General features: G+C 47.1%; 25 protein-coding genes and 1 other annotated feature. Of the genes, 9 read left to right on the forward strand and 16 right to left on the reverse strand.

The window, feature by feature from the left end; all coding sequences use genetic code 11:
- Window positions 1-73: 73 nt before the first annotated feature.
- The 5 genes from DESGI_RS17725 to DESGI_RS17745 all read right to left on the reverse strand — a co-directional run bounded on the left by DESGI_RS17725 (window position 74) and on the right by DESGI_RS17745 (window position 3,293).
- Window positions 74-568 carry a hypothetical protein gene (locus tag DESGI_RS17725; protein WP_006520445.1) on the reverse strand — a complete coding sequence of 165 codons (495 nt, stop codon included), beginning with the start codon at window positions 566-568 and terminating at the stop codon, window positions 74-76.
- 119 nt (window positions 569-687) lie between these two features.
- The gene (locus DESGI_RS17730) at window positions 688-1,485 is read right to left on the reverse strand and encodes a hypothetical protein (RefSeq protein WP_006520446.1); all 798 of its coding nucleotides are present in this window, start codon (window positions 1,483-1,485) and stop codon (window positions 688-690) included.
- Window positions 1,486-1,554: 69 nt separating this feature from the next.
- Window positions 1,555-1,992 carry a hypothetical protein gene (locus tag DESGI_RS17735; RefSeq protein ID WP_006520447.1) on the reverse strand — a complete coding sequence of 146 codons (438 nt, stop codon included), beginning with the start codon at window positions 1,990-1,992 and terminating at the stop codon, window positions 1,555-1,557.
- 28 nt (window positions 1,993-2,020) lie between these two features.
- On the reverse strand, window positions 2,021-2,791 hold the full coding sequence (locus tag DESGI_RS17740) for a tRNA lysidine(34) synthetase (RefSeq protein ID WP_006520448.1): 771 nt from the start codon (window positions 2,789-2,791) through the stop codon (window positions 2,021-2,023).
- Between the two features lie 196 nt (window positions 2,792-2,987).
- The gene (locus tag DESGI_RS17745) at window positions 2,988-3,293 is read right to left on the reverse strand and encodes a carbohydrate-binding protein (protein WP_245561229.1); all 306 of its coding nucleotides are present in this window, start codon (window positions 3,291-3,293) and stop codon (window positions 2,988-2,990) included.
- Between the two features lie 125 nt (window positions 3,294-3,418).
- Here DESGI_RS17745 and DESGI_RS17750 point away from each other — a divergent pair, with 125 nt between their 5' ends.
- Window positions 3,419-3,763, forward strand: a complete 345-nt coding sequence (locus DESGI_RS17750) for a phage holin family protein (protein WP_006520450.1) — start codon at window positions 3,419-3,421, stop codon at window positions 3,761-3,763.
- Between the two features lie 132 nt (window positions 3,764-3,895).
- Window positions 3,896-4,369, forward strand: a complete 474-nt coding sequence (locus tag DESGI_RS17755) for a bifunctional nuclease family protein (protein ID WP_006520451.1) — start codon at window positions 3,896-3,898, stop codon at window positions 4,367-4,369.
- 63 nt (window positions 4,370-4,432) lie between these two features.
- On the opposite strand, the gene DESGI_RS17760 is transcribed toward DESGI_RS17755, so the two are convergent.
- The 3 genes from DESGI_RS17760 to aroF all read right to left on the reverse strand — a co-directional run bounded on the left by DESGI_RS17760 (window position 4,433) and on the right by aroF (window position 8,115).
- Entirely contained in the window at window positions 4,433-5,734 is a 1,302-nt protein-coding gene (locus tag DESGI_RS17760) for a GAF domain-containing sensor histidine kinase (RefSeq protein ID WP_006520452.1), read from the reverse strand.
- Window positions 5,735-5,899: 165 nt separating this feature from the next.
- Window positions 5,900-7,057, reverse strand: a complete 1,158-nt coding sequence (pheA, locus tag DESGI_RS17765) for a prephenate dehydratase (protein ID WP_006520453.1) — start codon at window positions 7,055-7,057, stop codon at window positions 5,900-5,902.
- Window positions 7,058-7,083: 26 nt separating this feature from the next.
- Window positions 7,084-8,115, reverse strand: coding sequence for a 3-deoxy-7-phosphoheptulonate synthase (gene aroF, locus DESGI_RS17770; RefSeq protein ID WP_006520454.1), 1,032 nt, complete (start codon window positions 8,113-8,115; stop codon window positions 7,084-7,086).
- Between the two features lie 176 nt (window positions 8,116-8,291).
- Window positions 8,292-8,562, reverse strand: a binding site (T-box leader).
- Between the two features lie 318 nt (window positions 8,563-8,880).
- Here aroF and DESGI_RS17775 point away from each other — a divergent pair.
- From DESGI_RS17775 to DESGI_RS17790, 4 genes are read left to right on the forward strand one after another with little or no spacing between them, the layout of a single operon-like run.
- Entirely contained in the window at window positions 8,881-11,004 is a 2,124-nt protein-coding gene (locus tag DESGI_RS17775) for an acetate--CoA ligase family protein (protein ID WP_006520455.1), read from the forward strand.
- A 52-nt stretch (window positions 11,005-11,056) separates the two neighbouring features.
- Window positions 11,057-11,890 carry a tetratricopeptide repeat protein gene (locus tag DESGI_RS17780; protein ID WP_006520456.1) on the forward strand — a complete coding sequence of 278 codons (834 nt, stop codon included), beginning with the start codon at window positions 11,057-11,059 and terminating at the stop codon, window positions 11,888-11,890.
- Window positions 11,883-12,566: a DUF3786 domain-containing protein gene (locus DESGI_RS17785; RefSeq protein WP_006520457.1), complete on the forward strand. Its 684-nt coding sequence runs from the start codon at window positions 11,883-11,885 to the stop codon at window positions 12,564-12,566. Before DESGI_RS17780 ends, DESGI_RS17785 begins: the two co-directional genes overlap by 8 nt.
- Window positions 12,567-12,596: 30 nt before the next feature.
- Window positions 12,597-13,373, forward strand: a complete 777-nt coding sequence (locus DESGI_RS17790) for an alpha/beta hydrolase (protein WP_006520458.1) — start codon at window positions 12,597-12,599, stop codon at window positions 13,371-13,373.
- 117 nt (window positions 13,374-13,490) lie between these two features.
- Here DESGI_RS17790 and DESGI_RS17795 read toward each other — a convergent pair whose 3' ends face one another.
- The 3 genes from DESGI_RS17795 to DESGI_RS17805 all read right to left on the reverse strand — a co-directional run bounded on the left by DESGI_RS17795 (window position 13,491) and on the right by DESGI_RS17805 (window position 15,549).
- Entirely contained in the window at window positions 13,491-14,399 is a 909-nt protein-coding gene (locus tag DESGI_RS17795) for an SDR family oxidoreductase (protein ID WP_006520459.1), read from the reverse strand.
- 149 nt (window positions 14,400-14,548) lie between these two features.
- Entirely contained in the window at window positions 14,549-15,139 is a 591-nt protein-coding gene (locus tag DESGI_RS17800) for a stage II sporulation protein M (protein WP_006520460.1), read from the reverse strand.
- A 26-nt stretch (window positions 15,140-15,165) separates the two neighbouring features.
- Window positions 15,166-15,549, reverse strand: a complete 384-nt coding sequence (locus tag DESGI_RS17805; protein ID WP_006520461.1) for a hypothetical protein — start codon at window positions 15,547-15,549, stop codon at window positions 15,166-15,168.
- A gap of 147 nt (window positions 15,550-15,696) precedes the next feature.
- Between DESGI_RS17805 and trkA the strand changes: the two genes are divergently transcribed.
- The 3 genes from trkA (at window position 15,697) to DESGI_RS17820 (ending at window position 19,961) form a co-directional block, all read left to right on the forward strand.
- A complete protein-coding gene (gene trkA, locus DESGI_RS17810) occupies window positions 15,697-17,103 on the forward strand; it encodes a Trk system potassium transporter TrkA (RefSeq protein ID WP_435050872.1) in 1,407 nt (468 codons plus the stop codon).
- Complete coding sequence (locus DESGI_RS17815; protein ID WP_006520463.1) at window positions 17,054-18,496, forward strand: TrkH family potassium uptake protein; 1,443 nt, start codon at window positions 17,054-17,056, stop codon at window positions 18,494-18,496. Before trkA ends, DESGI_RS17815 begins: the two co-directional genes overlap by 50 nt.
- 220 nt (window positions 18,497-18,716) lie before the next feature.
- The gene (locus DESGI_RS17820) at window positions 18,717-19,961 is read left to right on the forward strand and encodes an L-lactate MFS transporter (RefSeq protein WP_006520464.1); all 1,245 of its coding nucleotides are present in this window, start codon (window positions 18,717-18,719) and stop codon (window positions 19,959-19,961) included.
- A gap of 161 nt (window positions 19,962-20,122) precedes the next feature.
- On the opposite strand, the gene DESGI_RS17825 is transcribed toward DESGI_RS17820, so the two are convergent.
- The 5 genes from DESGI_RS17825 to DESGI_RS17845 all read right to left on the reverse strand — a co-directional run bounded on the left by DESGI_RS17825 (window position 20,123) and on the right by DESGI_RS17845 (window position 24,984).
- On the reverse strand, window positions 20,123-20,503 hold the full coding sequence (locus DESGI_RS17825) for a DUF4363 family protein (RefSeq protein WP_006520465.1): 381 nt from the start codon (window positions 20,501-20,503) through the stop codon (window positions 20,123-20,125).
- The gene (locus tag DESGI_RS17830; RefSeq protein WP_041284971.1) at window positions 20,500-21,192 is read right to left on the reverse strand and encodes a YetF domain-containing protein; all 693 of its coding nucleotides are present in this window, start codon (window positions 21,190-21,192) and stop codon (window positions 20,500-20,502) included. The genes DESGI_RS17825 and DESGI_RS17830 overlap by 4 nt, the downstream gene beginning before the upstream one ends.
- 60 nt (window positions 21,193-21,252) lie before the next feature.
- The gene (gene glgP, locus DESGI_RS17835) at window positions 21,253-23,799 is read right to left on the reverse strand and encodes an alpha-glucan family phosphorylase (protein ID WP_006520467.1); all 2,547 of its coding nucleotides are present in this window, start codon (window positions 23,797-23,799) and stop codon (window positions 21,253-21,255) included.
- Between the two features lie 178 nt (window positions 23,800-23,977).
- Complete coding sequence (locus DESGI_RS17840) at window positions 23,978-24,286, reverse strand: zinc-ribbon domain containing protein (protein WP_006520468.1); 309 nt, start codon at window positions 24,284-24,286, stop codon at window positions 23,978-23,980.
- A 158-nt stretch (window positions 24,287-24,444) separates the two neighbouring features.
- Window positions 24,445-24,984 (reverse strand): hypothetical protein, encoded by a 540-nt coding sequence (locus tag DESGI_RS17845; RefSeq protein WP_006520469.1) that lies wholly within the window; start codon window positions 24,982-24,984, stop codon window positions 24,445-24,447.
- Window positions 24,985-25,172: the final 188 nt, after the last annotated feature.

The following is a 25,172-nucleotide window of genomic DNA, read 5'->3' on the forward strand; positions in this document are numbered from 1 at the left end:
TAAACATAACTACCCCCTGGCCGATGGACACCAGCCAGGGGGTAATAATTTAACATATCTTCGATCTTAATCATCAATTTTTCTGAATGCTAAAACACTTCAGGGTATTGATTTTCCAGCAGGTCATTCCCACGTTACCTTCCGCAGGGTCACAGCCTGCCGCAGTACCCGCACTGGCCAGTTCCAGCACAAGTGGAATATAATCAGTTATCTGGCCCTCCCCCGGTGCACCGCCGCTGCTTACGGCAACCTGTGCATGCTGCCCATCTACATATTGCAGTTCTCCAATTTGGGGGTTGTCCAGTAAATCCGAAAGATTTCTCTTCAAATCAATGACAATACCGTCCAGCGCATCCTTTAAAAAATTTTCATCTTCGGCCAACAGGGAAATACCGGCTAAATCTGCGTTCCCCATGGCGTAAAACCACATCCCCATAAAATAACCCTGGCCCTGCTTATCCAGCATGCGCCAGAAAGCAAGCGTATCCCTATTATTAATAGCCTCTAAAAACGTGCCGATCAAATCGGATGCACTTTGCGCGTAAATGCCATCGTTAAAACTATGCAAAATATTCACCCCATACCATTTTCTAGTGTAACTTGTTCCAATGTTACGCTATCTTTCCCTCTATAGCAAGTCTTTTACACATTTTTTATAAAAAATTTTTCAGGTGTGGTACGAGCTGATTATTTTCCGCGCTCCGGCAAACCAAATGAAATAAATTTGTCATTATCCCCAGGTAAGCTGAATGGGTATTTCAATTGTTCCTGCGGGGTTATTTTTTGAGCTATCGCTAATAGCAGCTCCTCCGGTGGGTGGTACTGATCACCGGCTGATAACTTGGTTTTTTTTACTTTTTTTTTACGCGATTTCTTCTGCGCCAACCCGTTTTTTCTTGCCGGCACCAATGCAATGGGTTCCACCGTCACCGAGGATATTGGCGATTCAACTGTTACTAATGTCACCGGAGGCTCTGTATCATCCACCGGGGTGTTGTCCATGGGGGGGTGTTGGAACTTATCGTCCCCCGCCTCCGCTGGTTCGGGCATAGACATCTGTAAGTCATCCAACACCGGAACTGTCGCCGGGGCCGCTTCAGTGCGGGCTGCTTGTATTGAACGCCCGGCCCGTTTGGCCGCAGTACGGACAATACGCTTATCCAGGTTCAGCCGCCTCATTTGGTCCCTCAGATTAACCGCGTCGGACATCATCTTTTCCAATTCCAACAAATCTTCCGGTGTTCCGGATTCGCCGGCTGCCAGATCGATTAAATCAGATACATCAATCATCCAGTCAAAAAGTTTTTCAAAAGTACCATCGATTTCTTCCAAAACAGATTTAGCCTTTTTAACTATTGTCGAGCCAAGCCACGCCTGTTCCTCAAGCAAGCTCTGCAACTCATGCCGGTCATTATTGCTTAATTTTCCGGCTCGTGCACCCAGTTCCTCCAAGCGCAGCATCACTTCACCATATCTTTTGAACATTAATATTATCACCTCCATATATAAAAAATTGCACGTTTTACATAATTTTCCTGCATGTGAATAAAAAATTTATGCCTTTTTTTGATCTTTTAAATCTTCTTTAATCTTTTTATTATTAAATATAGAACGAAACAAAACTACCCCCAGCCACACCCCGGAAATACCGGTAACCACTGGATCCGCAAAAAAAATATAGGGGTAGTTATGACCGCCCACCTGCAGCCACAAGGGTGCCGGCACCAGGCCGAGTACAGCGGCCGGCCCACCCTGGAGTATGAGCAAATCAACGTTTATTTTCACCTCAATGACCCATCCCCAAAAGCGGCTCAGCTCTATTAAAAGCCCGGCCAGCACTGCAGTCATGGATAAAAGAAGCGCCACACTCCAGCTCTCCGCCAAACCCGGTATCGTTTGGTAAGTGCTATAAAAAAAATATGTATAAATAAGCAAAAATACACTTATACCGATTAGCGCCTGTGCAGCAGCGTACCTGTCTTTTTTATTCAAATTTGTTCACTCCTTGGCATACTCTATCTTAATTTTTCTCCCCTGCACCACCACGGCGCCAATCACGGCCAGTCATGGGCGGCCATAAATTGCTCGGATCCAGCGTCTGAAAAGCCGTTAAAAACCGGGTTTTAAATTCCGGGTAACGGTCGCTTAGCATTTCTACCAGCTCCTTCATTTCTTCCCGTTTAGTTATACCATTTACAGGACAAAGACTTTTCACCACAGGAAGATTATAGCGCTGCACAAAGGTTTCCACGGTTTTTCCAGTAATATAAACCATGGGACGGATTAAGGTGATACCACTGCGATCCATATAGGTCACAGGCGCAAATGTTCTAAACTGGCCGGTGAAAATTAAACTCATTAAAAAAGTTTCGATAGCGTCGTCCAGATGGTGACCCAAAGCCAGCTTATTTAATCCCAAGTCCCGGGCGGTATTGTTGATCGCCCCCCGGCGCAGGTTGGCACACAAAGCACAGGGATTCTTTTCCTTGCGTTCATTAAAAACCACCTCGCCGATATCGGTTAACTTATTGGTAAAAGGTATATCCCTTTGCCGGCAAAAACCGGCTAATGTATCAATATCCATGGGCCAGCCGGGGTTAACGAATATTGCATGCAGGTCGTAGCGCACAGGCACCTCCCTGCGTATCAAACATAGCACATGCAGCAGTGCCATACTATCCTTGCCCCCGGACAAGCCAACCGCCACTCTATCCCCGTCACTAATCATATTATAATCAGTCATGGCTTTTTTAACTTTGCCCTTGAACCATTTTAAATAGGAATCCTTCAAAAATCATCATCCTTTTCTACACTGCATATTGACAGCACACCAAAAGATAACAATTATTATAACACAACGCCAACCTGGCTAGTGGTATAGTAAATTAAAGTTACAATATAACAATAAATACAGCAACAGTACACAAGATAAAGAAAAGCAGGCTGCGTTATACATCCGTAAAGCAGCCTGCTTTCTTTCAACTAATTTAGGCTCTGGCAATCCAGTTATGACCGCTATTATTATCCCAGTTATTAGCACTATCTTTAAAACAAAAAGCCATGGTATGGTTTTTCATGGGCACGTTTTGCTCCCACCCTCTAGCTGTACGATCCATATTAGTGGTAATTGTTTCCTGCCAGTTGTTGGGATCGCGGTAACCGCAGTGCAGGTATACCTGGTCAGCACCGGACTTGTCAAGCAACCCGGAGTAACAAATATTGATTTGGTTTCCAAAGGTTGGTCTTACTTCAACGCCCTTCTCCATGTCGTTCCAGCTTTGCAATAATGACACCTCCATAGTTTTTTAAATTTTAAAGCAAAAACAAAGAAGAACTAATATTTATAGTGCTTTTTTTTGGTTCATTTATACGTGGAAAAATGTTATATTGTATTTAGAAAAATTTAAGGGGCGTTTTTATGAACTGGTTACTCACTTTTTTACTTAATGCGCTGGCCGTGGTACTGGCTGATCGTCTACTGGCAAATATCCACATTTCAGGTATCGTACCAGCGCTAATGGCCGGTGCGGCACTGGGTATTGTCAACACATTTTTGCGCCCGATACTCATGCTGCTGACCTTCCCATTGACATTATTTAGCCTGGGGCTATTTATTTTCATCATCAACGCTATTACCTTTACAATCGCCTCCTGGCTGGTACCCGGGTTTGATGTACTCAGTTTCGGCGGTGCCTTTTGGGGTGCATTAATCACAGGCATAATCAGCTGGCTGCTTAATTTGCTGTTTCAAGAAAGAAAGTAAAGTTAATTATTTGACAATTAAAGATTAAGTGATAGAATAACCACAGACAAACGAGCATATATACAGGTAACCGCAGCAACCATCGGACCAGCAGCCCCAAAAATACTATATTATTCCGGGAGGTATGGTCCCATGATCGTTAAAGTAAAAGGAATTGCTTATGATATGTCGGGCAGCCCTATAATATTGCTGACCGATTCCACGGAAAAAAGGGTATTGCCGATCTGGGTCGGGCTTTTGGAGGCCCACTCCATTGCTTTGGCCATGGAAGGAATTCCCCAAACACGACCACTGACCCATGATATTACTCTAACCATCTGCCAAACCCTGGGTGCCAGTATTACCGGGGTGGAAATTTCCGATTTAAAGGACAACACTTACTTTGCCGAGTTGTATGTTTCATCCGGGGAAGATAAATATTTGATTGATGTTCGTCCAAGCGATGCTATTGCCCTGGCATTAAGGGCGGGAATACCTATTAATATTTCCCAAACGCTCCAAGGACAGATGCTGGATATCCAGGAAATTCTTGATGAGGATGCTAAAAAAACCCTTGAGGAGTTATCTGATAACCTGCTTGATGAGTATAAGAAGTCATTACATTAAAACCCGCCTGATATCAGGCGGGTCTTTTATATATAACTTACCTTAATGGCTATTTTTTATTTACTAAATCACGTCTGACCCTGGCTGGCTTAATGGCATATCAATGCATACTGCCGTACCTTTGCCGTTACTGCGCAACATTATTTTTCCCCCGTGGGATTCAACCACTTTTTTACAAACAGTTAATCCCAAACCCACACCGTTTGCTTTAGCGCTGACAAAGGGCTCAAATATAGCATGCTGTATTTCCTTGGCCAAACCTAAACCACTATCCTCAACTATAATAAAACTTCTTCCCTGACCTTCAGTGGTAATAATGCGCAGGCGGCCGCCACCCGGCATGGCATCCAGAGCGTTTTCCATAATATTACCAAAAACAGCGTGCATTTTCTCCCGATCCAAATATAGTTTCAGAGAAGGGGCATAATCCTTTACCACTACCACATCCGGGTCCATAATCGGACCCAGCGTTTCCAAAACCTCGTCCAACAGATCGTTCACGTCCAACCATTCCTTCTTAAGATGAAGATCATGGGAGAGGTTAAGTAAAAAACTGATGGTTTTGTCCATATTTTTAATTGACCGGTCCATTTGCTCTAAATCCTGCTGGGCCATTACCCCGGAAGTAAAATTTCTGGCCAGAGAGTAAAAAGACATTTTGAGATTGGAAAGGGGGTGGCGTAATTCTTTAGCCATTACAGTTGACACTGATCCCAGTGCCTCCATCTTTGGATCCTGGCAGTCGCTTCCATTGGCCGTTTTGGGACTATCACCAATCCGCCCGTTATCTGACCCGACTACTCCTCCAATCTGCCAGCTGGCCTGTCTTATTCTAATGTTTTTAATTGTAGGGGCAAGTAAATTAGCGACTATCTCCAGCAGCTGTATATCTCTGTTGCTAAAATCACCGGCGTCTTCCCCGCGTCCCCAATGAATACTGCCCAGAATTTGCTGTCCCTCACGGATAGGAGCTCCAGCTGTGTATAAAATATTCATTTTGGAAAGCACATTAATATAAAAAGGGTGTTTTTTAATGTGCTCTAAGTCTAGGATTTGCGTAGATCGCCAAGTTCTACCGGTAGCTTTAATTTTTTTTAGCAAAAAGTTTGTACCCGCCCCTTTACCCAGGGTAACGAGCATTTTATCGTTGATGCCCAACCCCACTTTCACATTCAGCCTGCCCTTTTCTTTGATGTATAACACGTCATGATCTATATTTACAATTTCCTTCAAATAAGCATGGATCACTTCAAACATATTTCGATAAGGCAGACTTGATGTAATAACCCTGCTAATCTCTAAAAGCAAGGATAGTTCCCGGGGCGAAAGCCCGCTGTTATTAAATTGTTCATTAATTACAGGCAAAGTAATCACCCTCACCGATGCATATATGCGCAAAATGAATTGCCGGGATACTCTATTGCTTAATATCATTGCACTACATCGGCTAAAGTGTCAATAAAACAACTGTGAACGGTCACATACTTAACCCCTGCGGTGATAACCTCCAGCGAACGCCGTAATTTATAGCTATTGGCCGGCGTAGGCTCTTTGGGGGAGTGAGTTAAGTAATTCCACCTGCCTGCGTACCGCTCCCTTAAATACTTGCCTGTATATTCCTTCCACTATGTCGGGGTCGATGCCACTCTGACAGGCCATTTGTTTTACCCGGTGCATAACCTCCTTTTCCCGCTGGCTGTCCACCACTGCATCTTTGCTTTTAAAAGCAGCTATCTGTTCAACCAGCTGCTGGCGCCTGGCCAATAGATGCAGTATATCAGCATCTACTTGATCAATTTCTCCACGCAGTCCGGGCAAATCAGCTAAATGCACCTTTTCCCGGTGACTATGCCGGGATTCTCCGGCATAGTCAGGGTAGCAGCCTAATAATTTGAGCCATAAGCTATTTCTTCTCAACTCTTCAATGGCATTACTCACTTCAGGGCAATCAGTATGCCCCTTAAAATCGATAAAAAATATATACTCACCCAGTTTACCACCGGACGGTCTTGATTCTATGCGCGTCATATTTATTTCCCGCTGAGCCAGCGGCCTTAAGATGCGGTACAGTGCACCGGGACAATCCTGCAGGGCCAGCACCAGTGATGTTTTAGCCGGTCCGCTGAAGGAAACCTCTTCCCCTGCCAGCACAAAAAACCTGGTTGTGTTGTCGACATTATCCTGTATATCAGCATGCATTATTTGCAGCCCATAGGTGGCAGCCGCGCTTTGGGAACCCACCGCCGCCAGCGCTATAGCAGTACTCTCAGCTACCTTAAGGGCGGCAGCCGCAGTGCTGGTTGTTTCCTCTACGGGCGTCCCCGGCAGCCTTTGTTCCAGAAAACAACGGCACTGGGCCAGGGCCTGGGGATGGGAATATACTTTCTTTATAACCGCCAAATCCGTCCCGGGTCGGGCCAGCAGGTGCTGCCTTACCGGCAGCTTTAATTCACCTGTTACGTGTATACCCCCGATAACAGTTAACAAGTCCAGTGTCTCCCCCACCGAACCGCCCAGGGAATTTTCCACCGGCACAATGCCGCAGGTTAAATCCCCGGATGCCACCTGTTGGACAACCGACCGCAAGCTTGCGCAACATACAGGGGTATAACCGTGCCTATCGCAGTAATTTAATGCAGCGGTATGTGAAAAGGTGCCGTAAGGCCCCAAGTAACCCATGGTACGCATAATGATTCCCCCTATTGTTTTTTTGCTTATTGTACCGGGCTATACTGCAACTCGCGCCCCACGGCCTCAGCCAGAGGCCGAAGACCGGCCATCAGACCGTCGAACTCTCCCGGGTCGAGGGACTGGGGGCCATCACATAATGCCACCGCAGGATCAGGATGCACTTCTATAATCAACCCATCAGCCCCCGCCGCAACCGCAGCCCTGGACATGGCCGCCACTAATTCCCGCTTGCCGGTGGCATGGCTGGGATCAACAATTACCGGCAGGTGCGTCAGCTGTTTAGCCAGGGCCACCGCACTCAAATCCAATGTATTGCGAGTGCTGTCTTCAAAGGTGCGTATACCTCGCTCACACAATATCACTTCACCGTTGCCTTCCGACACTATATACTCGGCTGCCATCAGCCATTCCTCTACCGTGGCTGAAAGGCCTCTCTTCAATAAAATAGGCTTTCTAATTTGGCCGGCCAGGCGAAGCAGCCGGAAATTCTGCATATTTCTGGCCCCAATTTGTAATATATCAACATACCGGGCGGCAATGGCCAGGCTTTCCTCATCCACTACTTCAGTAACGGTAGCCAACCCGGTCTCGGCACCCACTTCCGCCAGCAGACACAGCCCCTCCTCCTCAAGACCCTGGAAACTATACGGGGATGTTCTGGGTTTATAAGCACCGCCCCGTAGTACATTGGCCCCGGACAGGCGCACCGCTCGGGCAGCAGCCAGCAATTGCTCCCTGCTTTCCACAGCACAGGGACCGGCAATAACAGTTAATTTATTTCCACCGATATTGACACCGCCAACCCTCAACACTGTATCTTCCCCTTGCACTTCCCGGCAAACCAATTTATAAGGTTTCATGATGCGCAGCACCTTTTCCACCCCGGGCATGGATTCCAATGCAGCCATGTTGACAGGCTGCCTGTCACCCACGGCTCCAATAACTATACGCTTAACACCCTTAATGAGGTGGGTTTGAAAACCATTGTTCTTTAACCGGCTGACCAGGGCAGAAATTTGTTCCGCACTACTGTTAAGCTTCATAACTATGACCATATTTAACCCCTCCAAAAGGAAAAATATAAAAAGCCCGTCACACGTCCCCTGCAGGGACGAAAGCGACGGGCTGCTTCCGCGGTACCACCCTGGTTGACCCGCTGACAGCGGGCCCCCTCAAATCTAAGGTACGGGAAAATATACTGCCGCGATATTAATCAAAGAAGCCCCTCATCCCAAGGGACGAGAGGCTGTGCCACCGCGTTACCACCCATGTTGATCTGATTTTTTTGGAACAGATCCACTTGGCCAGGTACAGGAATATAATCCGATACCCCCTTCCCTGTAACGTGGGAGGAATACGTCCTGGCCTACTTGCCTGATTGGTTTCAGCCGGCTTCTCCGGAGAGAACTTCAGTTGGTCATAACCCGGGAACGCTTCCAGTCGGTGACGTTCCCTCCCTGGGGGCCTGTTACCAGCCTACTTTTCTCCTTCATAGAATTTATACAATCTTAATGTTGGATAATAATATATCACCATCGAGCAATTTTGGCAAGTGTTGAGCAGGGAAAATTATTTACAAAATAACTCCAAAATAAATTATGATTCTTTACGCACACATATACGGTATAACAACCAAGTCTTACCGAGCACTTTGACGAAATTTTTCAAAATATTAAAATTATTTAAGGTAAATATAGTTTGTTTTAGTATATACTCACTTCTAACCTGTGCTAAAATATTATTAGTTTTGATAATATTAGCTAATAAATTTATCATGCGTTTTTAGGACAATTTTTTTTAAAATTCATCGGAGGTTAAAAATGGGACATCATATTTTACTGGATTCCTTTGTTAACCCGCAGTCAATAGCTGTGATCGGGGTTTCTTCACGCACCGGACCGGGCACCTTTAACGTGCTGGAACGAATGCTGGCCAGCGGCTATCAGGGTGTCATTTACCCGGTTAATCCCCGGGGCGGCAGCATACTGGGCCTTAAGGTCTACAAATCAGTAAAGGATATTGACGGGCATGTGGACCTGGCTGTCATTGCCACCCCGCGCACCGCTGTGCCCGGAGTAGTTAAGCAATGTACGGAAATGGGCATTAAGGCAGTTGTTATTATCACCCAGGGTTTCTCGGATGCCCATGACGAGGCAGGCATGTTGATGCACCAAGAAATAGTCAACACTATCCGTGGTACTAAAACCAGGGTAGTGGGACCGAACACTATAGGTATCGTCAATACTTTTGCTAACGTTGATACTTCCTTTGTGTCGTTTAACACTCGCACCAGCCCGGTGGGAATAGTCTGTCAATCGGGTATTTTACTTAACGCATCACAGGATTTCGCCGGTGGTTTAGGCATTGGTATCGATATCGGCAATACTTGCGACATTGGTTTTACCGAGTGTATGGAATACCTGGCGGACCATGATCAAATCCAGGTAATCAATTTGCATATGGAGGGATTGCGTGACGGGCGCCGGTTCCTTGCAGCTGCACGCGAGGTCACACCCCGAAAACCTGTACTGGTTCTAAAAACAGGCAGCAGCGAGGAGGGTGCCCGCGCAGCCAGTTCCCACAGCGGCTCGCTGGCAGGTGAAGATGCTGTGTTTTCAGCAGCCTTTGCCCAGAGCGGCATTATCAGGGTTGAAGATTCCACCCGGCTGGCTGAGTTAAACCAAACTTTTATCACCTACCGGCAAATGAAAGGTAAGCGTATTGCTTTTATGACTATTAGTGGCGGTGCGGGTATTATGGCCGTGGACGCCTGCAGCAAAAACGGGCTTAAAGCCGCCCGCTTATCCGACCAAACCATTACGGCACTGGCCGGTATATTCCCGGACTGGATGAAGGTAGGTAACCCTGCGGATATATGGCCCGCGGGCATGGCTAAGGGATACGGAAAAATTACCGCTCTTGCCCTTGATAAAATTCTGGCTGACGATAATGTGGACGCAGTGCTGTGCGCCACCACGGGCTACCTGGACCCGGCTAATGACCCGCTTAATACCATCGATGTAATTAATGACATTGCCGCCCGTTACCCGGATAAACCCACTGCTGTATGGGTATTCGGTCCACATAAGCAGCAGTACGCGAAAAAATTCCGGGACGCCAAGGTGGCGGTAGCCTACAACTCCCCCGAAAGCGCACTGTACTGCCTGGCCAAGCTATACCAGTACCACAGTACCATCAAGGAGCAACAATACGAACTCTACCAGGCACCGCAGGATACCAACCATGCCGGTGCGGCTGCCATAATTGCCGCAGGGATGGGCAACCATATTACTGCTTTAAACGAGCAGGCACTGGACGTTGTGGAAGCGTACGGCATACCCGTTGTCAGACGGGGTCTGGCCCAAACCCCGGAACAAGCGCTGCAGCTGGCTGAAGATTTAGGTTATCCCGTTGCCTTGAAAATAGCATCTTCCGATATTACCCATAAATCCGATGCAGGGGGAGTAATATTAAATATCAAATCCGGATATGAATTAGTTAAAGCTTACGATAAAATAATGCAAAACGCGCTGGCTCACCGGCCCGATGCCCGTATTAATGGAGTACTGGTGCAATCCCAAATTACCCGGGGAACCGAGGTAATCCTGGGTGGTCGCCAGGATCCCCAGTTCGGCCCCGTACTTGTTTACGGCCTGGGCGGGATATATACTGAACTGGTTCGGGATGTCACCTTCCGGATAGCCCCGGTAACCCGGGACGAAGCACTGGAGATGATTAAAGAGACCCAATCGTATAAGATTCTTTCGGGTGCCCGCGGCCAGGAGCCCGGGGATATTGAAGGGCTAGTGGATTGTATCGTCCGTATGGGCGCACTGCTTTGTGACCTACCGGAGATTACCGAGGTGGATATTAACCCATTACTGGTAAAACCAAGCGGTTGCCTGGCTCTGGACGCCAGGCTAATACCCGCTTACCGGGAATAACTCCCCCACAACGCTTCGCTATGGGTAATGAGGAGGCGGGGGGAAGGTTCTCTTGCTTCCAAAATTGGAAGTAAGAGAACCGCCCCCCCGCTTCCTTCCGCAAGAATACAAGGATATGCAAGGATGTGATGGCATGGAAAGAAATATAGCCAAACACGTGCTGGCAGATGTTTTTATGGTTACCCACAATGCCAAAGGAAGGCTGGAAACCAAAGCTATTTATGAGTTATTAAAACGGTCCTATCGTTCCAGGCAGATGGAGTGGCATGAAGAATGCCTGCAATCAGCCTGGGAACAATACCAGTACTGGCTCAAGTCCGGTAATTCATCTAAAATACCAGCTCGGCAGCAGCCGGGAAGCCGCCTGCGCAAAAAAGATGCAGGGTATTCTTACCCCATAAGGCTGGAAAAAAGGGGACGCAATGAATGGGAATTTGCCTGGCCCAGTGAAATGCTTAACTTGATGGCCAAATTTGACCTGGGCTGTGAACGCATGGAAAATGATGATTATAAGAATGCCAAGCGTATCTTTAATAGTATTATTAAAGCATGTCCTTATTTCATAGAAGCATATCTTCAACTGGCAGTGATGGAGTGGAACTCTGGGAACCTGCTTCAGGCCGACGGTCATTATAGCCAGGCTTTGGAAATTGGCCGTTCAGTACTGCCAGCCAATTTTCGGGGCAAATTACCCTGGGAGTGGGAAGATAACCAACCCTTCCTGAGCACCATATACGGCCTGGCGATGGTGAAGCTGCGCAGGGGCGATACGCAAAGCGCCAAAGAATTACTAAACTGGTTAATTAAACTGGAACCCGGCGATTGTTTCAATGCGCGTTCTATCCTTGAAGATATTAAGAGAGGAAAGATGACCTGGGATGACTAAACCACGGCCGTATATGTTAGGCGGCAAGGAAACCGGTCACTACCAGTCCGCTTTTAATAAAGCTTTGCTTATTTTTAAAGAGCTTGACCCGGAAGAAATGGCCGCTCGCAGCGGGGCTGCTTACGATCCCCGAACATGCCTTTTTACTTTGCCAAGCTTCGGCCAGAACATCACCATACAATACCCCCGGGGTCTGGTTACTTTTACTTCTTCCGAGCTACCTTTGCTGGGCTGGCGGCTGGTTGTTTTAAACTACCTGGTAAGATCCGACGGTATTTCAATGGATAATCGTCTGATATCCTACCGGGAACTGGAAAACGGAACGGTGTTTTACAACGCTTTTCAAAGGGAAAGCATTCTCACCCTGGGCCAGTGGGTACAGGACAAATCACCATGTATTCTGGCTCAAGCCATGATACGCCTGGGTGCTGCTGTTACCAGCAAAGATGCCGATTTAGCTGCGACCTTACTTGCACTGCCCAGGTTTCCCATCACCATAAAAATATGGTTTCCAGACGATGAATTACCGGGATCGGCGAATATTTTATTCGACTCCAGTGCCAATCATTATCTACATACCGAGGATATTGCCGTACTGGGTGATTACGCCAGCGCTTTTTTAATTAATGAGTATCAGGTTTTAACCGGACGCCCCTGTCGTCCCATCACATTATAATCCATCAATTATGATAATGAGGTGATCCGTATGCTGCCAGGTCATAACTGGAAAAGCATAAAATTTAACAATTCCCCGGGCCATAACCTGAACGGCCTTTTGCTTACCCCGGGCACAACTAAAGGACCGGTGGTAATAGTCTGTCATGGCTTCACCGGCAGCAAGGAAGGCGGCGGCATGGCCTTGGCCATGGGCGAAGAGTTGGGCCAAAGGGGATACAGCGTATTGCTTTTTGATTTCAGCGGTAATGGAGAAAGCGAAGGGCTGTTTGAACAAATTACTCTCTCAGGCCAGATCGACGACTTGAAATGCGCAGTAGATTGGTGTATCTCTGCAAGCCTGGACCCGGTATACACTACGGGGCGCAGTTTTGGAGGCACCACGGTGATTTGTCACGCAGCCAGCGATTTACGGGTGGCAGGTGTATGCACCTGGGCGGCACCGGCCCGGCTAAAGGAGCTGTTTACCGAATTTGCCGATGGACCGGTGGATGAAAAGGGCGAACTGTACGCCCTGGCGGGAGAGGATGGGGTTACTTACCTGCGCAAAACATTTTTTGACGACCTGGCCGGTTACGATGTGCAGGCATTAGCAGGTCAAATAGCACCACGACCTTTATTAATCATACAGGGGGAAAAGGACGAAGTAGTTGATCCGGCTGACGCCAGTCTTATTTACCATGGGGCCGGGCAACCAAAGGAATTGTTATATATACCCGGTGCAGACCACCGGTTTTCCCGTCATCGCCAAGTGGTATGGAATACATTCTTTGCCTGGTTGGAAAATAATCAACAAAGGCATATTTAACAACCATAACCCGGGCAAACCGGGCAATATAACCATATATTGATGAATGCAGCCCATCGCCGCTTGGAAGCAGGGGGACGGTTCTCGTGCTTCCACCAGGACTTACCAAGATAAGCTTTAAGATAATACCTGCCCGGTCAGGTATTTTAAACCATTATGCAAAGCCCTTGGCCTGAAGCCAAAATTGTTTTCCACGGCATCTATGTCAGTAATGTTATGCACATCCAGTTGCTTTAACTCAACCGGAGAAACAGGCGGGTCCCGTAAAATACTGTCCATTAACGGCACCACCAGGCGCATAAGCGGCATGGGTACATACAGTTTATAGCGTTTTTCCCCCAGGCTTTCCATTAAACGATCGAGCATTTGCGCGTAGCTTAAATGTTCAGGACCGCCGATTTCAATGATTCGGCCCACCATGTCGGAATTCTCGCATATCCGCAACAGGCAGCGCACCACATCCTCCACCGCAATAGGCTGAAATAAAGTACTTCCCCTGCCCGGAACAGGAACAAACGGCCTGGGAAACATTTGCAATGATTGAATCATGCGATTAAAAAAATTAAACCCCATCCCGTAAATCACTGACGGGCGTAATATTGTCCACTTAAGACCGCTTTGCCTGACCGCCTCTTCGCCGCGCCACTTTGAATAAACATATTTATAACGGGAATTATCACAGGCACCAAGGGCACTCATATGAATAAAATGCTTTACCTCGGCCTGGCCGGCTGCAATAACCAGATTCAGGGTACCTTCCACATTTATGCGTTCGAAGGTTTGCTCTCCATGTTCTCTGATAATGGCCACCAGATGAATTACTTTATCCACACCCTGGCATGCTTTGTTTACCGACTCCGGGTCATTAATTTCACCCTGGACAAATTCAATGCCCCCAGGTAAAACCTCACCGGCTTTTTGAGGTGACCGGACCAGGCAGCGCACGGTGTGGCCTTTTTTTACCAAAGCACTCACCAGGGGCTTTCCCACCAGGCCCGTACCACCGGTTACAAGTATCACACGCATCCGTTCCTTTCCCCGAAAAATTAGCTTACCGGACAAACTTTAATAATTACCCAGGCCAGCCATGTCCAGGGTGTCTGCTGTCTATTTACCAACATAATCATATATTTGTTATCAAGAAGGTAAATTCCTTTAAATCATCATAAATAAACTTATAACAAAAATCTATGTATTAAAAGTGGTGTTACAAAGGTTTCCACAGCGGCCGCCAAAACCAGCAGGGGCCATACAACCACCAGATAAGTTTTTAATACCCGCCCAGCAACATGCACCCCTTGACTGTGCAGGCGGCGATAGTAAAAACTGGCCCCGGCAGCCAGAAAAATTGCCGTCAGCTCCGGTACCCCGTGGGGCAAAAGCCCGAACAGCCAAATTTGGAAGCTGTGGTGGTTAAATAAAACCGCCTGGATTTTTACGGCAAACCCACTGATGGCACCGTTCAGCAATAAAACAAGTACCGGCCAAACATTATAAGTGAACATACCCAACACCAACATAGTAAAGCTCACCATACTGTTCCTGGCCAGGATAAACAAGAATACATTTTCCGGCAAACCTTCCCCAAAGGGATTGGCCAGTATCATATCCCGCACTGTATTATAATACTCGCCGGCCTTGTCGGAAACCAGCACGGCCACAAGATAGCCAAGACAGACCGCTACTATAAATATGGTCAGGCTAAGCAAACTGTCCTGCTTATAATGCCTGATCTCCCGCCACTCTTTGCTAAACCAGTCCAGCAATTATCATCCCACCTTTTGTTAGCTGCTTAAATTTTCACCTTTCTGTGCTTACTATTACCGGTTTTTTTTCTTATGGGCTCATAGGCATTAAACAAATCAAACATTTCCGGCTGATAGCTATATTGTTTATATAATTCTCCATAGGAGGGTCCAGGCAGCCGTTTAGCCAAATCCAGCACTTTATAATAATAAAGACCGGACAGGCGGCTTACATAATGCAGCAGACAAAACCCCGGGCGCAAATCATCACCTTGATAGAACCTGAATTGCAAGGCCCTTTGCCGCCCCCTGGTATCATAATAAGCAGTTATAAACTGCATCGCAAGGATAGACTTGAAATCATCAGCTACCGACAGATCATCAACATAAACCATCCAGAAGCCATTACCAAGATACCAAATATCATTCATTTATGTCACCTCTGTATTATACTATAACATACAATTTTTACCTGGATACTAATAAATTTAACTTTTCTTATACTGATAAAATCCATTGCCAATAAGTACTCTTTAACTTATACTAATTAGATATTGTATAAAAAACACCATGGGTAGGTGTATGAATTGAAAACCACCATCATAGGTGTAGGTAAGATTGGCAAAGAAATAGCAGCCAGGCTGTGGCACGAGGGTCACGATCTCGTTATTATTGAAAAGAATGAAGCAAAGCTACAAAAAATTGAGGAAGATCTGGATTGCCACTGCATCAAGGGCAGCGGTGCCACCGCTAAAACCCTCAGCAACCCCATTGTTGCAGAAAGTGAATTGCTCATTGCAGTGACCAACAGCGACGAAGTAAACATGATCGCCTGCATGACAGCCAAGCGGATCGGCATACCACGTACCGTAGCACGTATCCGGGACCCGGATTATTCAAAAAATTTAATTATCAGTAAGGAAGACCTGGGTATTGATCTTATAATCAACCCTGATTACTCGGCGGCTATGGAAATCAACCGCTTTCTCACTATGACCCTACCTGTGCATATGGAGCCCTTTGCCAGAGGGCGAGTACAACTGGCTGATATAACAGTAAACGACAGTATGACCATCTTTGCCAACAAAAGACTGATGAACATGGATATTCCCGGGTCATTGCTAATTGTAGCTATATCACGCAATGGTGACATGATTATCCCCGGTGGCCGGGATATTGTTTTACCTGGTGATACTATTTATCTACTGGGACATTCGGATATAATCAATAAAATTTGCTCAAAAGTTAAAAAGAAGCGACAAAAGGTACAAACCGTTATGATACTGGGTGGGGGGCGTACCGGCTTTTACCTGGCGGAAAGGCTTTGTTCCCAAGGTATGAAAGTAAAAGTTATCGAACAGAACAACGACCGGTGCCGGGAGCTGGCTGAAAAATTACCAGAAGCACTCATTTTGTGTGCAGACGGCTCGGATTTAGAGTTACTGCGCCGGGAAGGCATCAAGGATACTGATGCTTTTGTCACAGTTACCGGCCTCGATGAGGAAAATCTATTGCTGGCCCTGTTAGCTAAACAAATGGGCGCCAAAAGAGTGATCGCCAAAATCAGCCGCCCCGGGTACGCGCCCCTGGTGGAGCAGCTAGGGGTAGATTGCGCCATCAGCCCTCGCTTGATCACAACGGGAGAAGTGCTGCGTTTTATTAAGGGCGGGCGGCTGGTATCCCTTTTCCTGCTCCTCAATGAAAAGGCCGAAGTTATTGAATTATTTGTACAGCCTCGCAGCAAAATTGCCGGCCGCCCCCTGCACAAATCCGGACTTCCGGCCGGAACTATTATCGGTACAATTATGCGGGGCAATAAAGTAATCATTCCCCAGGGTAATGACATCATTAAAGAAAAAGACCGTTTGGTGGTGTTTGCCCTGGGTCACAACGTAGGCATCATTGAATCAATGTGTGGTCTTGGAGGAAACGGGCGTGAACAGGTCACTAATTCTACGGACTCTGGGTCTGGTTCTACTTGGTGAAGCCGGAGCAATGCTGCCATCACTGGGTATTGCTCTATATTTAAAAGAATCTGCTTACTTCGCCTTTGGCATATCTATTTTGGTGCTGGCACTGATTGGCCTAATCCTTTCCCGCAACCGTATTACCACTAACGACGTCGGGTACCGGGAAGGATTTATTATTGCCACTGCCAGCTGGCTACTGCTGGCATTGTTTGGGACACTGCCCTTTATGATTTGCGAGGCTATTCCAGGCTTTATAGATGCTTTTTTTGAAACCATGTCCGGCTTTACCACCACCGGAGCAACCGTGATAATAGATGTCGAAAGCCTACCCAAGAGCATTCTTTTCTGGCGCAGTATTACCCACTGGCTGGGCGGCATGGGGATTATCGTTTTAACCCTGGCCTTGATCCCGTCGCTTAAAATAGCGGGGATGAAACTTTTCCGGGCCGAAGTAACCGGACCGGCCAAAAGCAAGGTATTACCACGGGTAGCCCAGACCTCCAGGGAGTTATATAAAGTTTATATTATGATTACCGTCATAGAAATTGCCGCCCTGAAAGTGGCTGGTCTTAACTGGTTCGACTCTTTTAACCATTCCTTCAGCAGCGTGGCCACCGGTGGGTTTTCCAATTATAATGAGAGTGTGGGCGCATTGAACAACGCTGCGGCGGAGTACATCATTATATTCTTTATGTTGATCTGCGGCATGAACTTTGCCCTGCACTATCATGCATTGCGGGGCAATTTCCGGCCTTTATGGAAGGACACAGAAACCAGGTTGTACCTTGGAATAACTATAACAGCCTGGCTGTTTATCAGCATTAACTTAATGATAGCCATGGATTACCAAACTGAAACAGCTTTGCGTCAGTCAGCTTTTCAAACGGTATCAATTTTAACCACCACCGGCTTTGCTACCACCGACTATAACCTGTGGCCTACCTTTAGTCAGGGTGTAATTTTTTTACTCATGTTTATCGGCGGCTGCGCCGGCTCCACCGGGGGCGGTATTAAAAACGTACGTTACTTAATCCTGGTTAAAGCAGCCTCCAGGCAAATTTCCAAGCTCATTCATCCTAAAGCGGTTATCCCAATTCGTGTTGGCCGGGACGTAGTACCTGATGAGTTGGTGGAAAGTGTGCAATCATTTTTCTTTTTATACTTTGGTCTGTTGCTGGTTTGTACACTAATGATTACTGCCATGGGCATTGACCTGCTCAGTGCCATAACAGCTGTAGCCGCTACTCTGGGCAATATCGGGCCCGGTTTTGGCATAGTTGGGCCGGCTTCCAATTATGCGGCTATTCCGCCAGCTGGAAAACTACTTTTGACTATTTGCATGCTGGTAGGGCGCCTGGAAATCTACACCGTACTGGTCTTCTTCAGCGCCCGGCTGTGGCGTTCATAGTGCAGAGGATGATTTTAGAGCCATCCCCTGCCCCTTTGCCCACCGGTTTATATATTGAAGACAGCGGTTTATGGCTCCGTACCTGTTTTCACTAACCACTTACTTTGTCATATGACACCTCAATATAATAATGCAGCTATTAGACTGAATTTTATTAATTTTCTGTAAGTTATATACTATCATAGGCATATAGATAAAAATTATTTGGGAGGTGCGGTATATGTCTCAACCCTCTAGTACCAAGGCCTGGCAGATTACCTTCGCCGGAACGGGAATCAACCTGGCCCTGGGCGTCCTTTATTCCTGGAGCGTGTTTGCTGCAGCACTTATTGACCAGTACGGTTGGACCAAAACGGAATCATCCATTCCTTACACCCTGGCCTGTGTCATTTTTGCCATTTGCATGGTGCCCGCGGGGCGCTGGCTTGACAAATCCGGTCCGCGGGTGGTAGCCACGGTGGCTGCCTTCCTCTGTGGTTCCGGCATGGTGGTGGCCGGTCTATCCCAATCAGTGGGCTTTGTGGCAGTAGGATTTGGCCTGCTGGTCGGAGCCGCCATGGGGTTTGGTTATGCAGCCCCCACACCGGCGGCTGTGAAGTGGTTTCAGCCCCATAAAAAAGGGCAAATTGCCGGTTTGGTGGTGGCCGGCTTCGGTCTGGCGTCGGTCTACATCGCACCTATGACCAACTATTTTTTAGCTACGTTCGGCGTCTCCAGAACGTTCTTCATTGAAGGAATAATGTTCTTCGTAGTAATTGTGGTGCTTGCGCAGTTCCTGGCTTTCCCACCCACGCAAAACTTTGTACCTTTCGGAGGTCCTCCGCCGGCCAGTACGGCCAAGGCAGCTTCCAGTTACACCAAGCGTGACTATACGCCCGGTGAAATGGTTAAAACGCCCCAGTTTTATCAACTCTGGCTGATGTTTTGTTTTGCGGCCTCCGCAGGGTTGTTGATAATCGGGCACCTGGCTAAGATTTCTCAAATACAGGGGGGTATCAACTGGGGATTTGCGTTAGTTGCAGTGCTGGCCATAGCAAACGCCAGCGGTAGAATTTTGGCAGGTTTTATATCCGACCGTCTGGGCAGAACTAATACCATGCTGCTGGTGTTCAGCATTCAAGCAATTAACATGTTTGCTTTCTCTTACTATAGCTCCGCTCCGCTGCTACTGCTTGGGTCAATCTTAACAGGCCTGGCTTACGGCTCGCTGCTTACACTGTTCCCCTCGGCCACATATGATTTCTTCGGCATGAAAAACTCCGGCGTCAACTACGGCATGGTATTTACCGCCTGGGGCGCGGCGGCACTGATAGGCCCCATTATCGCAGGGCAGGTAGCCGATGCTACAGGCGGGTACGGGGCCAGCTATTTAATCTCGGGTGCACTGTTACTGGTAGCCGCACTGATTACATTCTTTACCAAAGCACCACAACCGGTAGCCCATCAAAAAGCATTGAAAACTTAAGCGTTAACTTTTTAAAGTATCAAACAAACCCCCGTCTTTACGGGGGCTTTCTTTTTTGGCAGACTACACCATATTTGTTTAATCGGGCTCAGGCTAAAAATTATGGTTGTATTCATTTAGTACCACCCGTTAGTTCTTTACAGCAGTTAATCTCCAGGATATTAAAAAATATTTTCCAGATTAACCTTTTCCTTTTCAGGGATATGCACCAGCAATTGCTTGAGCACTGCCAATTCACTTGAGGCCATAACGCGGTCCTGCATGCTTATATAATGCTTAATTCGGGCCAGTGACATACTAATGTTATCAATCTCCTGATGATCAATAACCATAGCCCACCAGCTTTTGTGCTCATTCCATAAGTTTTCTACTTTTGCAATACCGGTACCGGCATATTCCCAGTTATCACCGGCAATAGCCATTTCCATCCCGCCAAGCCCGGCTACCATATCATTTGCGCTGCTTTCCAGCTTATTCAGGGTTATAAAGCTAAAGGACAAAACCAGCAACAGCACAACTACCACCGCTGCATAAATCCTCATACCCGGCCACCGTCCGGTTTACCCTTTAGCTGGTAAAACAATTGTCCCGCTGTATCCAGACTGGCAAAAAGAACCCTCTTAAAGTCATCGATACCAAACTTGTGCAGCTCTATCACCAGCCATTCCCTGGTCAAGTTAACTTTACGCAAATTTTGCTCATTTAACTGCCCATCAATAATCAGCGTTAAAGGTATGCCCTCGTATTTAGTATTAATTTGCAAATCCACAGGCTGCAGTGCCCGCTTTTGCGACTTGGGTATCACACTGAGCTGGCCGTTGGTTTCCAAAATGGCAAATTCCACATCAGCCAGATTGGGATAATTTTTAGCCCGCAGCTGTTCCAGCAAGTCATTAATATTATAGCGTAAATACCTGAGTTCCTGTTCTACCAGCTTACCATTGGCTACCACCACGCTGGGTCTGCCGCAGATGATGCCCCGGGCGTTCAAACTTTTCATGGAAATATAGGACAGTGCAACCTGGGCCGCCATTAAAATAATAATGGGGATAATACCACTTAACAGAGGTATACCGGTATCTTGCATGGGAATGGCGGCCAGGTCGGCTATCATTAGCGCCACCACCAGTTCAAACGGCTGCAATTGCCCGATTTCCCTTTTGCCCATAATACGCATGACGGTAAGCACGGCAATATAAAGGATCAGTGTTCTAATGATGATCAAAAGCACAAGAATCACCCGAATTTTGGCATGGAAATATCGTAATTATCATAAGTGCCGCTACCTGCCTTAAAAACATTCCGCCCACCTCACCAAGGGGATTTCAAATTTGCCGTACATATATTGATGGGCGGGCCTTACCCTGACAGTATAGCCATAAGTTCCCTGGGACAGGGGTACTTTGCCGGTATAGCGGTAGGTGCCATCCCCCAGTGTTTCCTTTAACTCCATAATAATGGTATTTAAATTGCTGATATACGGCCCTTGATCACTTCCGAAAGCGATCTCCACAGCAACTTCCGAAGGCCTGATAGGGCCCAGCTTCACCACCGATCCCACCACCAGCTCCTCACCAGCCTGCATATCCCATCTACCATTGGAATCCGTACGCTCAACCTTTACATGATGCCAGTTCTCCTGAATAAACCTCTTAAACCGGCAAGCTTGTTCAGCCGCTGCATAATTTGATTCCATGAAAGCAATGCCCCGGTCAATTGCCGCAGCATAAAGCCTGTCCGTATACTCCATAACCATCCGGGCGGTACTGAAAATAGGTATTATCGTGCGCATGGAGCTGCGCATCATGGCCGCCCACTGGCCGGGAATATCGTTCTGCCGGTCATAATAAAGCGGTATTACTTTTTCCTCAAGCACCCTGTATAAATAATAAGTATCACTTTTATCCTGCTGTGTTTCGTGCAATTGTAAATCACCTGGATGCCCAATAGCAAAACCGTTTTTACCGTTGTATGCCTCGGGCCACCAACCGTCCAGCACGCTGCAGTGCAGAACACCGTTCATTGCAGCTTTCATGCCACTGGTGCCGCTGGCCTCCATAGGCCAGCGGGGGGTATTCAGCCATACATCTACACCGTGAACCAAATGTCGGGCCACATTAATATCGTAATTTTCCAGGAAAACAATTTTACCTTTAAAAGGCTCCTCCCGGGAAAAATCGATGATCTTTTTGATTAGCTCCTGGCCCTCACCATCTTTGGGATGTGCCTTACCGGCAAACACGATTTGTACCGGCCTGTCCAAATCGTTGAGTATGGCAGCCAGACGTTCCGGATCATTGAAAATCAGTGCGGCCCGCTTGTAAGTGGCAAAGCGGCGGGCAAAACCAATGGTCAAAGCATGCGGCAGTAAAACACCCCCGGCCTCGGCAATAAGTGCTTCTGAACCGTGATTGCGCCGGCAATTTTTCTTTATTCTATCCCTGATGTATTGGATGGCCTGTTCTTTCAAATACATATGTGTATCCCAGATTACCTGGTCCGGAATTTCGTCAATCCTTTGCCACATTGCGGGGTCAGTTACCTTGTCCGCCCAGTTTTCCCCCAGGTACTGGCTAAAAATATTTTTCCATACTTCGGCAATCCAGGAACGGGTATGTACCCCATTGGTCACCGAAGTAACCGGTACCTCCTCCACCGGAATAGCGGGGTAAAACCGGTGCAACATTTGGCGGGTCACTTCTCCGTGCAGCTTACTGACCCCGTTACAAAAACCGGCCATACGCATGGCTAAAACCGTCATATTAAACTCATCTTGCTGGGCGTCCCAACCCAGCTCCAGTAATGTATCACAGTCCATGCCGGTATCGCGGCATAACTCTGCCAAATATTTTTCTGTCATATCCCGGTCAAAAACATCATGACCGGCGGGCACGGGAGTATGAGTTGTAAATATGGTATTGGCCCTGATGGCTTCCCGGGCTGTGGCCGAGGGAACACCCTGGCTGACCATTTCCCGCAGCCGCTCCAGTGTTAAAAAGGCCGAGTGCCCTTCATTAATGTGCCATACGGCCGGAGTAATACCCAAGGTCCTTAAAGCCCTGACCCCGCCCACGCCAAGCACTATTTCCTGGGCAATACGCATTTCACGCCCGCCACCATATAACTGACCGGTAATTTTGCGATCCTCTTCCATGTTCAAGGGAAGATCAGCATCCAGGAGAATTAACTGCGACAGCCCCACCTGAACCTTCCATATCCTTATATGAACCGTTCTGCCTGGCAGCTCCACCGATACAGTGGTATCCAGGCCACTTTCTCCGACCACTGGTATAATGGGCATTTCATTAAAATTCAAATCCGGGTAATAAGTTTCCTGGCGGCCTTCAGGGTTGATGAATTGGTTAAAATAGCCATGTTTATATAATAAACCTACACCCACAAAGGGCAAACCCAAATCGCTGGCCGATTTGGTATGATCGCCGGCCAGCACGCCCAGACCGCCTGAATAAATGGGCAAGGATTCATGCAAGCCAAACTCAGCAGAAAAATAAGCAATGTTTTTATCCTTGAACCGGGGATAAGTTTGTTGAAACCACTTTTCCTCGCTCATGTAGCGATCATATCTGGCCATTACAGCATCATATTTTTCTAAAAAATGCTGGTTGGCGGCAACCCGGTCCAGTTCCTCACGGTGCACCCGCTGTAAAAATTTAACCGGGTTATGTTCCACCTGTTCCCAAAGCCCGGGATTTATTTCCCGGTACAGTTCCCTGGCCGGGCTGTGCCAGCTGAACCAGAGGTTATAGGAAAGATCACGCAGGCGTGCAATGCGCTCCGGCAGCGGCGGGTTAACCGTTACAGTACGGAAATAAAACATGTAATAACCTCCGTTGTCTTATGTAGGATTTTTTTATTTTATCCTCGGAATGGAATCGCAATGCACATTAAAATAAAAAACCGGCCAGGAGGAAATTATACCACCTGCCGGTTATTTAAACTACAGCCCCATAAATAAGGCTTTATATGTGAGCATTATGCAGATATATAAACGTCACTTACGCCCAGGAACGGTTCGACCGCTTGGACTGATAGCAATCCTTGCAATAAACCGGCCTGCTGCCGTTTGGCTTGAAGGGAACGCTGGTCATAGCACCGCACTCATCACAAACCACTTCATACATTTGCCTTTCCCTGGCACCACCAGCACGGAAGTTATTATTCTGGCGGCGTGCCTTGCGGCATTCCGGACAGCGGGAAGGAGCGTTTTCAAAACCCTTTTCAAAGAAAAACTCCTGTTCACCTGCTGTAAACACAAACTCTTCTCCACAGTCTTTACAAACTAAATTCTTGTCCGAAAAAACCATACCCTGAAATTGTCCTCCTTATGAATTATTATTACCCGATGGAACCTTTGACAGATGATTCGCCTATTCATAAGAAGGACAGACAAACACCGCAAAACAATTCCATGAGCATCTGATATAATAATATGAGAAAACAATCTAAATTACAATAATTACTTTTATAATTTTCTTGCTCGCAATATAGAAGCCCATTTTTTAGGTTTCTCCGGGCCTGGCTTTTCTGTTGGCGCAAACTCCTCCGCTGTTATTGCTATTTCCGCCCTGGCCGGCAGATAGTTCACCGGGCTAACAAATTCCGGACGATACTGTTCTTGTTCCAGGCGACGACGCATATCCAGTATGGATTTTTCCAGCCGTTCCACCCGCTCCCAAGTGGTTTTTTTCTTTTCCGCCTCCACCAGGCACGCCAAATCCCTAAGCCTGGCCCGCAGCTTGAAATTATCAGCGCTCAGACGCTCAATCTCATTGGCCATCTCCAGGTACTTATCATTACTAAACAAAGTATTCTCCAGTTCTTCAATGCGCTCCCGGTAGATACTATTGGTCCGGCTCAATGCTTCATTTTCTACAATACTATTACGTAATTGTTCTTCCCTCTCCTGGTTCATGGTACCGCTAACCAGGCGGTAGGTCAAAAGTGAACCCACTGCTGCGCCCGCACTCAGCCATGTCAAAATCATTGCCCCTTCTATTAGCACATCCAATCCCTCCAACCAATAAAGTAATCCGCCTATTACCTATTCTAGATAAATATGGCTTTTCCTTCCATAAAATACAAAATAATTGCACCTTGTTAAGTTGCTTAATCTAATAAGCTGATATTTATGTTTTGACCTGAATTTTAAAATTATTTAAAAGTAAAAGGTAAAGCATAAAGCCATAACGA

The sequence above is a fragment of the Desulfoscipio gibsoniae DSM 7213 genome (genome assembly GCF_000233715.2).
In the GTDB taxonomy this organism is placed as follows: domain Bacteria; phylum Bacillota; class Desulfotomaculia; order Desulfotomaculales; family Desulfallaceae; genus Sporotomaculum; species Sporotomaculum gibsoniae.